General features: G+C 51.8%; 11 protein-coding genes. 4 read left to right on the top strand and 7 right to left on the bottom strand.

Annotated elements, in window-relative coordinates; translation table 11 throughout:
* Positions 1-30: 30 nt before the first annotated feature.
* A protein-coding gene (gene prfB, locus ACORNT_RS12525; protein WP_321391301.1) for a peptide chain release factor 2 occupies positions 31-1,159 on the top strand; the annotation gives its coding sequence in 2 pieces (ribosomal slippage) (positions 31-99 and positions 101-1,159; 1,128 coding nt in all).
* A 76-nt stretch (positions 1,160-1,235) separates the two neighbouring features.
* On the opposite strand, the gene ACORNT_RS12520 is transcribed toward prfB, so the two are convergent.
* From ACORNT_RS12520 to ACORNT_RS12500, 5 genes are all read right to left on the bottom strand, one after another.
* The gene (locus tag ACORNT_RS12520) at positions 1,236-1,634 is read right to left on the bottom strand and encodes a polymer-forming cytoskeletal protein (protein ID WP_321391299.1); all 399 of its coding nucleotides are present in this window, start codon (positions 1,632-1,634) and stop codon (positions 1,236-1,238) included.
* Positions 1,635-1,647: 13 nt separating this feature from the next.
* A complete protein-coding gene (locus ACORNT_RS12515; RefSeq protein ID WP_321391295.1) occupies positions 1,648-2,829 on the bottom strand; it encodes a peptidoglycan DD-metalloendopeptidase family protein in 1,182 nt (393 codons plus the stop codon).
* A 165-nt stretch (positions 2,830-2,994) separates the two neighbouring features.
* The gene (locus ACORNT_RS12510) at positions 2,995-3,798 is read right to left on the bottom strand and encodes a ferritin-like domain-containing protein (protein WP_321391293.1); all 804 of its coding nucleotides are present in this window, start codon (positions 3,796-3,798) and stop codon (positions 2,995-2,997) included.
* 7 nt (positions 3,799-3,805) lie between these two features.
* Positions 3,806-4,267, bottom strand: a complete 462-nt coding sequence (gene bcp / locus ACORNT_RS12505) for a thioredoxin-dependent thiol peroxidase (RefSeq protein ID WP_321391290.1) — start codon at positions 4,265-4,267, stop codon at positions 3,806-3,808.
* 11 nt (positions 4,268-4,278) lie between these two features.
* Positions 4,279-7,281, bottom strand: coding sequence for a bifunctional [glutamine synthetase] adenylyltransferase/[glutamine synthetase]-adenylyl-L-tyrosine phosphorylase (locus tag ACORNT_RS12500; protein ID WP_321391287.1), 3,003 nt, complete (start codon positions 7,279-7,281; stop codon positions 4,279-4,281).
* A gap of 184 nt (positions 7,282-7,465) precedes the next feature.
* Here ACORNT_RS12500 and ACORNT_RS12495 point away from each other — a divergent pair, with 184 nt between their 5' ends.
* The gene (locus tag ACORNT_RS12495; protein ID WP_321391284.1) at positions 7,466-10,582 is read left to right on the top strand and encodes an AsmA-like C-terminal domain-containing protein; all 3,117 of its coding nucleotides are present in this window, start codon (positions 7,466-7,468) and stop codon (positions 10,580-10,582) included.
* On the opposite strand, the gene tyrS is transcribed toward ACORNT_RS12495, so the two are convergent.
* Positions 10,579-11,850 carry a tyrosine--tRNA ligase gene (gene tyrS / locus ACORNT_RS12490; protein WP_321391280.1) on the bottom strand — a complete coding sequence of 424 codons (1,272 nt, stop codon included), beginning with the start codon at positions 11,848-11,850 and terminating at the stop codon, positions 10,579-10,581. The genes ACORNT_RS12495 and tyrS overlap by 4 nt on opposite strands.
* Positions 11,851-11,956: 106 nt before the next feature.
* On the opposite strand from tyrS, the gene ACORNT_RS12485 reads away from it, so the two are divergent.
* Complete coding sequence (locus ACORNT_RS12485; protein WP_321391278.1) at positions 11,957-13,096, top strand: anhydro-N-acetylmuramic acid kinase; 1,140 nt, start codon at positions 11,957-11,959, stop codon at positions 13,094-13,096.
* On the opposite strand, the gene ACORNT_RS12480 is transcribed toward ACORNT_RS12485, so the two are convergent.
* On the bottom strand, positions 13,097-13,738 hold the full coding sequence (locus ACORNT_RS12480) for an alpha/beta hydrolase (RefSeq protein ID WP_321391275.1): 642 nt from the start codon (positions 13,736-13,738) through the stop codon (positions 13,097-13,099).
* A 210-nt stretch (positions 13,739-13,948) separates the two neighbouring features.
* On the opposite strand from ACORNT_RS12480, the gene cysE reads away from it, so the two are divergent.
* Positions 13,949-14,692: a serine O-acetyltransferase gene (gene cysE / locus ACORNT_RS12475; RefSeq protein ID WP_321391273.1), complete on the top strand. Its 744-nt coding sequence runs from the start codon at positions 13,949-13,951 to the stop codon at positions 14,690-14,692.
* Positions 14,693-14,719 lie beyond the last annotated feature (27 nt).

Genomic DNA, 14,719 nt, shown 5'->3' with positions numbered 1-14,719 from the left:
CAACCTGTAATTTCACGAGAATACCTTAAGATGAAAGCTGAAACGCAACATCATGTTGATAAAATCAAGCAGTCTCTCACACTGCTGAGGAGGCATCTTTGACTGGGATGTCGCACTTGACAGACTGGCAGAACTGAACGCCCTTTCCGAAGATCCCAACCTCTGGAACGACGCCGCCAAGGCACAGAAACTGATGCAGGAACGTACAAAACTGGATCAGGCCGTAAGCTTGTGCAGAGACGTTGAGCAGGAACTCAGTGACAATATCGAACTTATCGAGATGGGCGAGATGGAGGGCGACGAGGACGTCGTCGCCGAAGCCGAGCAGGCCATTGAGGCACTGACGGCGAGAGCCGGTGAAATGGAGTTCCAGACCCTGCTCAGCGGCGAAGCCGATGGCAATGACACCTATCTTGAGGTTCATTCTGGTGCCGGTGGCACCGAAAGCCAGGACTGGGCCAGCATGCTTTTGCGCATGTATACCCGCTGGGCGGAAAAGCATGGCTACAAAGTGGAGATGATGGAATATCATTCCGGTGACGAAGCCGGCATCAAATCCGCGACCCTGCAGATCAAGGGCGAGAATGCCTATGGCTGGCTCAAGACCGAAAGTGGTGTTCATCGCCTGGTCCGTATTTCTCCCTATGATTCAAATGCCCGGCGCCATACCAGTTTTGCCAGCGTCTGGGTTTACCCGGTAGTGGACGATAATTTCGAGGTGGACATCAACGAAAGCGAACTTCGGGTGGATACCTATCGGGCCAGTGGCGCCGGTGGTCAGCATGTGAACACTACCGACAGTGCCATTCGTATTACCCATATCCCGACCAATATCGTGGTGCAGTGCCAGAATGACCGCTCCCAGCATAAAAACCGGGCGACGGCCATGAATATGCTGAAAGCCCGTCTTTATGAGGCGGAACTGCAGCGCCGGGAAGAAGAGGCCAATGCGGAGCACCAGAGCAAGACAGAGATCGGCTGGGGACACCAGTTGAGGTCTTATGTGCTGCAGCCCTATCAGATGGTTAAGGACCTGCGCACCGGTGTGGAAAGCGGCCAGCCTGACAAAGTTCTGGATGGTGATCTTGACCAGTTCCTGACAGCCGCGCTGGCCGCGCGGGTGCACGGCACGTCGACGGAAGTCGAAGATATCGACTAGGCCGCCAGGTTAGAACAAGAAAAAGCCTCCCAAATTCTTGGGAGGCTTTTTAAATTCTGCACTTCAGGAAAGTCTGTTAAGCGCTTTTCTGCTCTTCAGCCTTTACTTCAACGGTTTTAACCGCTTTTGGTCCGGACTCCTGCATGGGGTTGTCCTTGTGGGTCAGGGAACCTTCGATAAAGGCGCCAGCTTCCACACTCAGGGTTTCATGCATGATGTCACCCTTGACCTTGGCGGTTTTTTCGAGACGGATATTGCGTCCCTTGATCTGTCCGGTGATAGAGCCTTTCACAACCACATTGTTAGCCACAACCGTACCGTTGACCGCGCCATGCTCACCCACCGTCACAGATTCACTGCGCACATCACCGTCTACGATGCCATCAAGCTGGATTTCACCAAGTGTTGTTACATCGCCGTTGATGGTGACGTCTGAACCGATAATAGAGGGAGCTGCGTTGTTGCTGGGTTTCATTGCTTTCACTTCTTTAGCTGCTGGTATATTCTTGTCGCTGGATTTTGAGAACATCATCTGCTGCCTTGAATAACTTCAGAGGGTTAATGGGTTTACCGTTAAACCAGATTTCATAATGCAAATGGGGACTGGTACTACGCCCTGTGCTTCCCATCAAACCGATCTCCTGTTCAACGCTGACCTGCTGGCCACGTTTTACTTTTATCTTCGAAAGATGGCCATATCGTGACTTAAATCCGTTTCCATGGTCAATTTCGATAAAATTGCCGTAGGCGCCATTGCGGCCGGCCTTTGTCACTATGCCGTTGCCTGACGCATAAATGGGGGTTTTCCACCAGCCGGCCATATCAAGTCCATGATGCTGGGCCCAGGTTTTCTTGAAAGGGTCCCGGCGCGCGCCAAAGCCGCTGGAGATATAATATTTCTTTGCGGGAATAGCCACCGGCATGCTTTGAACGGCCGCTTCCAGGTCGATCAGCTTGTTGTAATGGGCCTGCAGTCGGGCGAAAGGTTCGGAGGGCACCATTGATCCGTCAAAGCTGTCTGCAAAGACGACAAGAGGACCACCCTGACCAACCAGGTCGGAAGACGGACGATCCTGGGCGATCTGGATCAGCTTGGCAGTTTTAATGCCGGATTTCTCCAGGGTAGTGTCAATATAGGCCAGCTTGTTAGAAATACCGAGGATCATGACTTCAGCAAGCTGGCGCTGCTGGTTCTCAATCCGTTTCAGTTCGAAACGGTAATAGGCGATCTCTTTCAGGCGGTTTTCATGCTGCTGCTGTTTCTGTTTGCTGCTGAAAACAAACGAAATAAGATCTGAACCGTCACCGGTTTGCTCGCCGCTTTCCTGTGTCGGTGCGACACTTTCCTGGTCGGCCTCGTCAGCCTGTTCCGACAGGGACTGATCCGTATCGATAAGCTGTTGTAGATAGATCTGACGTTGTTCCAGATTACGGGCGGTTTCCTCGATATCGCTTTTCAGGGTCTCGAACTGCTGGCTGACGGCCTCATATTCCCGATTGGCTTCCTGAACTTTTTCTTCCTTGGCCGCGAGGATTTGCTGTTCGAAGGCAAAGAAGACGGACGTCACAATTACCCACGTCAGCAGAGCCAGCAGAAGACTGACAAAAGTCAGCTGCATTCTCTCGGATACGGTGACGAAACGGACAACACCGTTTGTCCTGAAGTACATCTGACGCTCAGGGAAATATCTGGCGCTGAGTTCCCTCAATTTTCTGGCAAGATTGCGGATTGTTCCTACCCCTGCTTGCTACAATAACCACTTTTAAATCAAAGCTTTTCTTTTATAGATGGCATTTGATACCAAAAGGTAAAGGAATGCAACGGTTTTTAATAATTATGTATCTGAAAGAGGTAAATAATAAGCCTCGTCCAATCCCGCCGCTGCTCGGGCCGAAACATTGAAGGGCGGTTTCAGTTTGCCGCTGAAATGCTGGCGCACAAGGTCCTGGTATTTTTCCTGCCCGTCCCAGCCTGATTTTTCACATAACCAGGAAAACCATTTCTGTCCTTTGCGCACATGGTCAATTTCCTCGTCATATATCACTTGCAGGGCTTCGGCACTTTTTGTATCGCCGAAATTTTCCAGGCGTTTGATCATGCCGGGTGTTACATCCAGACCACGAGCTTCCAGTACCATCGGGACAATGGCCAGCCGGGCTGCAAGGTCATTCCGTGTATCAAAGGCGGCCTGCCATAATCCGTCATGAGCCGGCAGAGCCCCGTAACCGGCGCCAAGTTCTGTAAGACGTTCTTCGATCATGATGAAATGCCGGGCTTCATCATCGCCGACGCCAACCCAGTCATCGATAAAATCGTCCGGCATGTCGTGGCCGAACCGGGCGACCATGTCCCAGGCCAGATCAATGGCATTCAGCTCAATATGGGCAATGGCATGCATCAGGGCGATGCGATTTTCCAGATTGCCGCCCTTGCCGCGTTTGGGCATATCCCTGGGCAATAAAAGTTCCGGTTTTTCCGGACGGGCGGGTCGGTCCACCGGCAATGCCTTTGTTTTCCCAGCGAATTTTCCCTGCCGCCAGTCATGAGCCAGTTCGCGGGCTGCAGTCGCCTTGTGCCGGGCGTCTGCCGTTTCCAGCACACGGAGGGCAGCCTGGCAAATGGATGCCGGTTTACTCATAAGCTGATCAGAGAGCCTGAGCGGCGGCCAGGACTTCCTCGGCATGGCCCTTGACTTTGACCTTGCGCCAGATGTTGCGGATGACGCCTTCATCGTCAATCAGGAAAGTGGCCCGCTCTATGCCCATATATTCACGACCATAGAGCTTCTTCAGGACCCAGACTGTGTAGGCTTCGCACAGGGTGCCGTCCTCATCGGAAATAAGTTTTACCTTGAGATCCTGTTTGGCGATGAAATTCTGATGCCGTTTGACGCTGTCTTTGGAGGCGCCGAGCACAACAGTGTTGCAGGCATCGAATTTGCCGATCAGGCCGCTGAAGTCCCTGGCCTCATTGGTGCAGCCCGGTGTGCTGTCCTTGGGGTAGAAATACAGCACCACATTTTTTCCCTTGAAGTCTGACAGGGAGACCTCGTTGCCTGTTTCATCGGGCAATTTAAATTCCGGTGCTTTTTGTCCTGTTTCGAGCATTTTTTCTTCCTTTAGTCTGTCGCCTGGTCCACTGGGTTTCCAAGTGGTGTAACCGGAGCAGGGGGTAACATGGATGATGCCGGTTTTTCAATAATTTCCTCGTAAATTCCATATACGCCGGCCTGGGCGTGACGGATTTTTTCTTCCAGTTCTTCAAGTGACCCAGTGCCGGTTCTCTGAAGCAGGATCTTCACCAGGGCGGGGGGCTTGTTTTCACTTTTGGAGGCGCTCCCCACGCAAAGTCTGAGAATAAGCTGTACTTTTTGCATGAGCAGTGTCGCCGACGATAAAATATCTGCAACTTCCCGGGTGATGACTTTCTCACCGGCTACTTTTTCAAGAAACTCCAGGGTATTTGTGCTCAGGATGCCCGGTTTTGTCGAAGCATGGGCAAGCAGGAGATACTGGCAGATGAATTCAATATCGACCAAACCGCCACGCATGTGCTTTACTGCCCAGAGATTGTCTGTTTTAAATTCCTGACGCATCCTGTTGCGCATCTTGCTGACTTCAAACAGGAGATTTTCCTGATCCCTGTTTTTATGGGTCAGGATAGTATATATCGCGGTTCTGACTTTCTCCGACAGAACATCGTCTCCGGCGATCGGCCGAGCCCGGGTCAGAGCCATATGCTCCCAGGTCCAGGCCTTTCCTTCCTGATATTCATTGAAGGTGGAAAGGTTCACCGCGATAGGCCCCGCATTTCCGGAGGGCCGCAACCGCATGTCAACTTCATACAATTTGCCTTCACCAGTCAGGGCGGTCAGGGCATTGATGACATTCTGACCCAGACGGGCAAAATAATGGTTCACACTCAGTGATTTCTGTCCGTCAGAGAAACCCGAGGTTTCCCCGGCGTCATATATAAAAACCAAATCGAGGTCAGAGGTTGTTGTCAGTTCATAACCGCCGAGCTTGCCCATGGCCAGGATACAAAAGGTTCCGCCGGAGATGTTGCCGTGTTTTATGGCGAACTCTTTCATGACTTCCCGCAACATTCGGCTGACCACCACCTCCGCCAGTGTGGTCAGTAACTTGCCGGAAGTTCTGGCGTCAATAACATTCCGCAGGATCTGGACACCAATCTGGAATTTTTGCTCGTTAGCCCATTTCCGCATTATATCGAGAACATCCTGGAAATCCCGGGCCGTTTCCAGAAGCACGGACAGACTTTCTTCCAGTTCTTCCCGCTCCGGAAAGGAGGTAAAGAAATCCGGTGTCAGGACCGCATCCAGCAATAAGGGGCGTCGTGCCAGTTGCTCGGACAGGGAAGGGGCACTGACCATAATTTCGGTCAGTAGTTCCAGCAGCCACGGATGGGCGTTAATGAAGGCGAAAAGCTGCACGCCGGAGGGCAGCTTTGACAGGAAATCGTCAAACCGCCTGAGAGCGCCATCGGGATTATCGCTGTGGGAAAAGGCCTCCAGAATATGAACAATCAGGCCGCGCAGGATATTACGGGCCCGCTCTGTCCTGCAGGCCCGGTAGCGGCCAAGCAACCAGTTCTGGATTATATCATAAGCGCCCTGTGGGTCTGTAAATCCGTTCTGACGGATAACCTCCATTGTTTCGGGATGGTAGTCTCCGGCCGGAAACTGAAGCTCCTGTTCAGCCGTACTGTCAGGTGTCTGGCGGCTGTCTTTCAGCAGATCATCAAAAAGGCCATGAACTTTCTCCAGATGGAAGAGCGTGGCCTTGTCGAATTCGTCAACATTTTCAAACCCCATGAAACGCGCAATCCGGTATATGTCTTCCGGACGTTCGGGAATGGAATGTGTCTGATCGTCATTGATCATCTGCAGGCGGTGTTCCAGGGTTCTGAAATAGACATAGGCGGTCTGCAGTATCTGGTTATCTTCCTGTTCCAGATGACCTTCCTCAACCAGCACATCAAGGGCGGTACAGGTAGGCGCAACCCGCAGCGCCGGTTCCCGGCCGCCGGAAATCAGCTGGTGGATCTGGGCGAAGAACTCGATTTCCCGGATGCCGCCCGGGCCAAGCTTGATGTCCTGCCCCGCCAGGGCGATATCACCATGCTTGTGATGCTTGTGAATCAGTTTCTTGATGGCATAAATGTCTTCCAGTGCTGCATAGTCCAGATGTTTGCGCCAGACAAATCCCCTTATCCGATCCAGAAACTCCTGGCCGGCCAGCAAGTCGCCGGCAACCGGGCGGGCCTTGATCATGGCGGCCCGTTCCCAGTTCAGGCCAACACTCTGGTAATAGGTTTCGGCAGCTGCCATGGACATGGCCACCGGCATGGCGCCCGGGTCCGGGCGCAGTCTCAGGTCTGTCCGGAAAACATATCCCTCCGCCGTTCTGTCCTGCATGATATTAACCAGGCTTCGGGTGATGCGGACAAACAGGTCTTTGGCCGATTTGCGCCCCGTGTAGCGGACAATATCCTGATCAAACAGCACAATCAGGTCAATGTCGCTGGAATAATTCAGTTCCCGCCCGCCAAGTTTGCCCATGCCCAGGACAGTATATCCGCTATTCCCAGAGGGGGTATCCGCACCGCCGGTGAGTTCAAGATCCCCTGCTGCGACAGCCTTGGCGATCAGATGATCGACCGAAAGTTTCAGGCAGGTTTCGGCAAAATGGCTCAGTGTGCCGGTTATTCTGGGAAGCGGCCACTGCCCGGAAAGATCGCCCCAGGCGGTGAGCAGTGCCACCCTTGCTTTTGCCGTTCGCAGGTGGCCTTTGAGCTTCTCGGTCTCAATCTTTTCCGGCAACAAATCGGCCAGTTCCCGGTTGATGTCTTCCAGACAGTCATCCGGCGACCCCTCCATAAGCTTGACGAAAAAACTCTGGTTTTTCGAGATCAGAGTGGACAAATAGGGGCTGTCGACCAATATGGATCTTAACAGGTCGCTATTTTGTTTTTTTGCCAGGACTTTTTCCACTTCCGTTAATCCCCGGTCAATGCAGGACTGGATAAAATCCTTAAGTCTGCTTTCGGCAGACTCGGGATTAACGGGTAAGGGAAAACGGGATGAAAATTGATCAGTCACAGAAGCTTGCCTTACTTTATTTGCTTTTATCCTTTAAACTAGCACCCAAGTGATATTAGCTGTAAAGAAAACAGCAAAAAAGAGAAAACTGGTTTTGAGACGACCTACGGGAACATTAAAGATATTATCCATATTTCTGGCGCTGATGGCTTTGTCTGCGCTTGTTTTTATATGGCGGCTGAGTATGGGGCCGGTCGCGCTGAACTGGGCTGCGCCCTATCTGAAGTCCACACTGGCCAGAAACTTTACCGACCTCAAGATAGATTTTGATGATGTGGTTCTGACCTGGCACCCTGCGACCGGAGATTTTCAGACCAGCAGCGGAATTGAGGTTCGTTTTGTCAATATCTCGCTCACGGACAGAATAAACGAGTTGTCGGTCAATATTCCGGAAGCTTATGTGGAGTTCAGTGCTCTGGGAATGCTGCGAGGGATGCTGGCGCCGGTTCGTGCCGATTTCTCAAAGTTGCACTTTGAATTCCCTCTGCCTGGAGATTTCTGGGAAAGTGGCGGTGAAGAACCCTTCCAGGTAAAGCTGCAAAGGCTCCTTGACGATTTCCAGACAAGTCAGAAAATCATTCCGCGCATGACCCGGCAGCTCTTGTCTGAACCCGCGCCGATGAACGCTGCGGGCTATCTCAAGGAACTGACTTTCCGGGACAGCTCCTTCACTTTCATCGATGAAGCGTCGGGCAGTCACTGGATTATACCCGGCGCCGTGCTGAATATGAAAAGAACAGATGAAGGCCTGCTGGCATTGCTAGAGGGAGATATCCTTTTTTCCGAAATCAACATTGCCCCCCTGCATCTTTCCATTGCCCACAACAACAGACGCAAGGATGCTATTCTTCAGCTTAGGTTTTCAAACCTGTCACCGGGCACTTTTGCCGGCGACGTCAAAGAGCTGGAACAGCTAAAATCCCTGAATGTTCCGCTCAATGGTATCATTGATATTGCAGTTGGAACCGAACTTGCTCTGGACAGTGTCATCTTCGAGGTCGAGGCCGGGGCAGGTACCCTGAATGCAATGGAACTCTATCCGGCACCGGTTGCTTTGGACAATATATATCTGAGCGGTCATTACAGCGGTGATCAACAGATCATATTTCTGGATCAGTTTCTGCTCAGGATAGACAAAGCTGAAATTAACGGAGATGGCCTGCTCTATGGAAGCCTGCGGGAACCTGGCGTGACACTTAATGCCCGCATCGGGGAGCTCCTGTTTTCCAATCTCGTGACCTACTGGCCGCCGGAAAAAGCCCGCGGGGCCAGAAAATGGATCAGCAAAAATATCAGCGCCGGATCCGTGAGAAACGGAACCATTGATGTGAAGATTGATCCTGAAATGTGGAAGGCGGAGCAGCTCCCGGAAACGGCCTTTGAGTTTCGTTTTGATATCAGGGATGTCGCTGCCGACTATCTTCATCCCATGCCGTTACTCAAAAATGTATCCGGTTCAGGATACCTGAATTTGAAAACATTCACCCTGACGGCTGACCAGGGGGATATCGATAATGTAACTGTTAGCAACGGCGAACTGCTGTTCAGGGATATTGACAAAAAGGGCGGGGCATTGGCCAGCTTTAAACTTCCCCTGTCAGGATCCGTAGAAGATATTCTTGCGGTTATTGATCACAAGCCACTCGGTTATCCGTCGAAATACGGGATTGAACCCGGCAGTGTAACGGGTAAAGGGACTGCAATACTTTCCCTCGAGTTCCCCTTGCTTAAGAAACTTTCACTCAAGCAGGTCGAGTTTCAGGTGGACGCTCAAATTGATAACCTGAAGATTCCCCATATATCTGACAAATTGTCCATTATGGATGGGAATATAAACCTGTCTGTGAATGGCAATTCCCTAAGGGCTGAGGGTGATATTCTGCTCAATGGTGTCAAATTTGCAGCGGTCTGGAACGAAGCGTTCGAAACAACCGGGAATGAACTTCCGACTAGTTATCACATAAAAGGTCCCATGGCCGGGGCAGACTGGGATGCCTTTAATCTTCCTTTCCGTCCCTATGTGGAAGGTCCCGCAGTTCTCGACCTTGAACTCAGGGGCAGGGGCGCGAGTATGAAAACCGGCACCGGGCATGTCGATCTGCTTTCAACGCGTATCACGTTTGATCCAATTGGCTGGATCAAGGAAGAAAATATATCCGCCGGGGCTGACTTCAAACTGGACTTCAAAAACGGAAACATTATCGAGGTTCGTGACATAAATATTGTCAGTTCTGATTTTCAGGCCTCTTCAGAGGTTCTGATCGTTGAGGACCGCACGGCTCGTCTCGCCATATCCAGGCTGAGAATGCCTGATATGGACTTTGACATGGAAATGGTCTGGAATGCGGAAAAACAAAATTACAATACGTCAATCAGAGCCCGGGAGTTTGATGCCAGGCCTATTTTGAAGATTTTAAAAAACGCCGGGTCTGGTGACGAAGACAGCACAATGCCGGATTTCGATGTAAGCGCCAGCCTGCAGAAAGTAAAAGCCGAAAACGGGGTCACCCTGTGGGATACGACCCTGCAAGGCGCTTATACCGGAGGCGATTTCAGAAGCCTTGACCTCAAGGCTTTCTTCGAGGATGGCAAAGAATTTACTGTTAACCTCGGCCAGGGGGAAAAAGACCGTCTGTTGAAAGTTAAAAGCAGTAATGCCGGGGAGACCCTGCGTGGAACGGGTGTCTTTAATGTTGGTGTTAATGGAACGATGGAGATCGCCGCGGATTATGGCCGACGGGATGGCGGCTTGTCCATCGAGGGACGCATGACCGCTGAAGATTTCCTGATAAGCGATTCACCGGGAGTTTCCAAGCTTCTGGAGGAAAAAGACTTTTCCAAAGCCCGGGAAGAACTTAAAAAAGGCGGATTGCAATTTGACAAGTTCCAGATGGACTTTCATCAATATAACGGCATTCTGGATATCAAAAAGGGGACAGCCCGGGGTAATGCACTGGGCGTGACCATGTCCGGCAAGGTCGATCAATCCTACAATGAGGTCAATATCGAGGGAACCATTGTGCCCGCCTACGGACTGAACTCCCTGTTCAGCAACATTCCCATTATTGGCGCAATCCTGACCGGCGGCAAGGGGCAGGGCATTTTTGCGGCCACTTTTGAAATGACAGGCACCATGCAGGAAACCGACATACGGGTGAACCCGCTGGCTGCTCTGGCCCCAGGGATACTCAGGAATATTTTCAGCGTACTCGGAGGTTCCGATAAAAAGACCCTGCGGGAAGAAGCCGAGGAGCTGCAGGGAATTTCGCCGGATACTCCTCCGCCAGGACCGCAGGACTAGGCCGGTTCAACCAGAATATGCCGTTTTCTACCGGCAGACAGCTTGATCGTGCCTTCTTCATTCAGCATGGCTGTGGTAACCATCAACTCGCTGTCATCAATTTTTTCATCATTGAGACGGGCGCCGCCACCTTTGACCAGGCGTCTTGCTTCCCCTTTTGAGGTTGCAAGGCCCGCCCGGGTAAAAAGATCACTGAAGGCGACACCTGCTTCAAGTTCTGCTTTGGGCACAGAAATCTTTGGCAGGTCAGCAGCAAGGGATTTTTCCTCAAAGGCCTTGCGCGCTGTTTCCTCGGCAGCATGGGCAGCATCCTCGCCGTGGCACATTTTTGTTGCCTCATTGGCCAGAACTTTTTTGGCCTCGTTGATTTCAGCGCCTTCCAGGGATTCCAGTTTCTCTATTTCAGTCATGGGAAGTTCTGTAAACAGGCGGAGAAACCGGCCAACATCCGCATCATCGGTGTTACGCCAGAACTGCCAGAAATCATAAGGGGACAGCATATCATCGTTAAGCCATATGGCGCCGCCCATGGTTTTACCCATTTTCTGGCCGTTGGCCAAGGTCACAAGAGGGGTCGTAAGGCCAAAGGTTTCCTTCTGGTCGACCCTGCGGTTCAGTTCCACGCCGTTAATGATGTTACCCCACTGGTCAGAGCCGCCCATCTGAAAACAACAGCCGTAGTTGCGGTTCAGTTCCAGAAAGTCATAGGCCTGAAGGATCATGTAGTTGAACTCCAGGAAGGTCATCGGCTGCTCACGTTCCAGGCGCAGCTTGACACTGTCAAAGGTCAACATGCGGTTGATGGTGAAATGGACGCCCATATCCCGCAGGAACTCAATGTATTTCAGTTCATCAAGCCAGTCGGCGTTGTTGACCAGGATGGCATCTGTCTCACCGTCGCCAAAGGAAATGTATTTTTCGAACACCTTGCGGATGCCGTCCATATTGGCCTGGATCTGCTCGTCAGTCAGCATGGCCCGGGATTCATCCCGGCCCGTGGGGTCACCAATCCGCGTGGTGCCGCCGCCAAGAAGCACGATGGGTTTATGCCCGGATTTCTGCAGGTGACGCAGCATCATGATCTGAACCAGGGAACCCACATGCAGGCTGGTGGCCGTGCAGTCAAAACCGATATATGCCGGTACAATTTTCTCCTGCAATGCGGAATCCAGACCTCCAGGGTCGGTGCACTGATGGATATATCCCCGGTCCTTCATGGTTGAAAGAAACGAGGATTTTGGCAGAAAACTGTCGGCTGTGTCGGTCATAATATTATTCTTTGGTTGCATTTGAAAAAAGTTGCGGATTTATTTTCTGTAACATTTCAGGCGCATCATGTAGCATAGGTTCAGGTAATAATTAAACGGAAACTTCATGGAAAAACAGCTTTCCGACAAAAAAATACTTGCCGTCGGCCTGATGAGTGGGACCTCTCTGGATGGTGTCGACGCTTCACTGCTGCTGACGGATGGCATCGGTGCAGAGCCATATGGTCACCCTGTCCATATTCCCTATAATAGAGAAATACAGAATCTCCTTCTCGAAGGACTGGCAACCGCGAGGCTACACAATAAGCCGGCCCAGGACGATGCAAAAATAAACCGTCTCGCGGAAATCCTGACGGAACATCATATACTCGCCGTCAAAGACCTGTTGAGCAATAACGGCCTGAAAAAAAAGGAAATCGAGGTCGTCGGTTTTCATGGCCAGACGTTGCTTCATCGCCCGGCGGAGGGCTGGACCTGGCAGATTGGCGACGGTCAGATGATGGCAGACAGCCTGCAGGTTCCTGTTGTCAGTGACTTCCGCAGTATGGATGTGGCGGCCGGTGGACAGGGGGCGCCGCTCGTGCCAATCTATCATCTTGCTCTTATTTCGGCGCGTCCCGGCGATGCTGATCTCGCAATCATCAACATTGGCGGTGTGTCAAATGTGACCTGGATTCCCGGCAATCGTAGTCAGGACGAACTTCACTCCTGTGATGCCGGCCCGGGCAATGCGTTACTCAATGACTGGATCAGAAATCACACGGGCGAGGACTGCGATCAGGATGGCTGTCATGCGCGTCAGGGAAAGATTCATGATGACCTGTTGGGAGCCTGGATGGACCATGAATATTTCCGCCAGCCTCCGCCCAAGTCACTGGACAGAAACAGTTTTACAGTACCAGGGCTGGAAAAATTGTCACTGGAAGACGGGGCGGCGACATTGACGGCTTTTACTGCTCAGTCCATTGCGGCAACTATGAACCTGTTTCCGCGACCGCCTGAAAGCTGCTTTGTATGCGGCGGCGGACGGCATAATCCGGTGTTGATGGAACAGCTTGAATCCCGAACATCTGCCTTGATTTCACCGGTGGAATCCATCGGCTGGCACGGAGATTTTATTGAGGCGGAAGCCTTTGCCTATCTGGCTGTGCGCAGGCTGAAGAACCTGCCCATAACATTTCCCGGCACGACCGGCGTGAACCGTCCGATGCCGGGAGGCGTTGTACATTTGCCTACAGACCGGTGATTAGTAGCCGAGCCGTTTGGTCAGATATTCATCAATTTTGCGCACCAGCGGCTCGTGATGATTTTCATAAAAATGGTCGGCATTTTCGACTTTTTCATAGTCAATGGTAATGCCTTTCTGACTTTGCAGTTTTTCAACCAGTTTCTGGACAGACGGTTCAGATACCACTGTATCGGCCGTGCCCTGCATAACCAGCCCGGAAGAGGGGCAGGGGGCAAGGAAACTGAAATCATAAAGGTTTGCCGGCGGGGATACTGAAAGGAACCCCTCGATCTCCGGACGACGCATCAGAAGCTGCATGCCAATCCAGGCCCCGAAGGAAAAACCCGCAATCCAGCAGCTTGAGGCATCCCGGTTAAAGGACTGCAGCCAGTCAAGTGCCGCCGCGGCATCGCTAAGTTCGCCAATGCCGCTGTCAAATTCACCCTGGCTTCTGCCAACACCGCGGAAATTAAACCGCAGAACCGAAAAACCACGGCGTGCGAAGGAGTGATACTGGTAATAACAGATCTTGTTGTTCATATTTCCGCCATATTGCGGATCGGAATGCAGGATCAGGGCAATAGGGGCATTTTCCCCTTTGCCGGGGTGATAACGCCCTTCCAGGCGGCCCTCAGGGCCATTAAAAATTACTTCAGGCATATCTTGATTGTCTTACCTCACAAATGCAAAAGTCAAATATCTCTCAATATATTGTGACCGACTGTCCTTTTGGCAATACCTTGACGTGATTGATTGCCGCGCTTATATGAACTATTATATAGTTAGTACTAACAAGCTAGTCTGACCGATTCCGTGTCTTTATAACATAAAAGCGGGTCAAAAGGGCAAGCTGTCATTTGGCAGAAAACCATGTTTGACAATATTCGCCACGATATATCCATCGCAATGGAGCGAGATCCGGCCGCCCGGTCCCGTGTAGAAGCCTTTTTTGCCTATCCCGGCATCCACGCCCTGATCTTCTATCGCTGGGCCCACTGGTGCTGGAATTCGGGCTTTCACACCATGGGACGCATTCTGTCCCACATCGGCCGTGTTTTTACCGGCATCGAAATTCATCCAGGCGCCAAAATAGGTAAAGGTGTCTTTATTGATCACGGCATGGGGGTAGTTATCGGTGAGACGGCTGAAGTCGGCGATAATGTGACCCTTTACCAAGGGGTAACCCTTGGCGGTACCTCGCTGGAAAAAGGCAAACGACACCCGACCCTTGAAGAAGGTGTCATTGTCGGCGCCGGGGCCAAGGTGCTTGGACCCATTATTCTGGGCAGAGGGTGCCGTGTCGGATCGAACGCCGTTGTGGTCAAACCGGTACCGGAAAATACATCTGTTGTCGGTATTCCTGCCAAGGTCGTACAGCCGCCGGAAAGCAGGAAAGTGGAAGACTTCTGTGCTTATGGCATGCCGACCGATGATATTCCCGATCCGATCGCCCGTTCTCTTGAAGGCATGTTTGACATGGTCTGCGGACTTCGTGCGCGGGTGGAAGAGCTGGAAAAGGAAGTGGCAGAGCTTGAAACAGAAAACACTCTGCTGGCCCGCTCGAAAGACCCGGAGAACAAGACAGCAGACAAAAAAGTCCCGGCCGGCGAATAAAGCAGGTTCGGAAACGGGGTGATTTCC

Source organism: Emcibacter sp. (genome assembly GCF_963675455.1).
In the GTDB taxonomy this organism is placed as follows: Bacteria; Pseudomonadota; Alphaproteobacteria; order Sphingomonadales; family Emcibacteraceae; genus Emcibacter.
Note: the sequence above shows the minus strand (reverse complement) of the source record. Positions and strands in the feature narration are given on the sequence as shown.

Coding starts and splice junctions, on each gene's coding strand:
- ACORNT_RS12520 (WP_321391299.1), bottom strand. CDS start 1,634: ATGAAACCCAGCAACAACGCAGCTCCCTCTATTATCGGTTCAGACGTC.
- ACORNT_RS12515 (WP_321391295.1), bottom strand. CDS start 2,829: ATGTACTTCAGGACAAACGGTGTTGTCCGTTTCGTCACCGTATCCGAG.
- ACORNT_RS12510 (WP_321391293.1), bottom strand. CDS start 3,798: ATGAGTAAACCGGCATCCATTTGCCAGGCTGCCCTCCGTGTGCTGGAA.
- bcp (WP_321391290.1), bottom strand. CDS start 4,267: ATGCTCGAAACAGGACAAAAAGCACCGGAATTTAAATTGCCCGATGAA.
- ACORNT_RS12495 (WP_321391284.1), top strand. CDS start 7,466: ATGGGGCCGGTCGCGCTGAACTGGGCTGCGCCCTATCTGAAGTCCACA.
- tyrS (WP_321391280.1), bottom strand. CDS start 11,850: ATGACCGACACAGCCGACAGTTTTCTGCCAAAATCCTCGTTTCTTTCA.
- ACORNT_RS12485 (WP_321391278.1), top strand. CDS start 11,957: ATGGAAAAACAGCTTTCCGACAAAAAAATACTTGCCGTCGGCCTGATG.
- ACORNT_RS12480 (WP_321391275.1), bottom strand. CDS start 13,738: ATGCCTGAAGTAATTTTTAATGGCCCTGAGGGCCGCCTGGAAGGGCGT.
- cysE (WP_321391273.1), top strand. CDS start 13,949: ATGTTTGACAATATTCGCCACGATATATCCATCGCAATGGAGCGAGAT.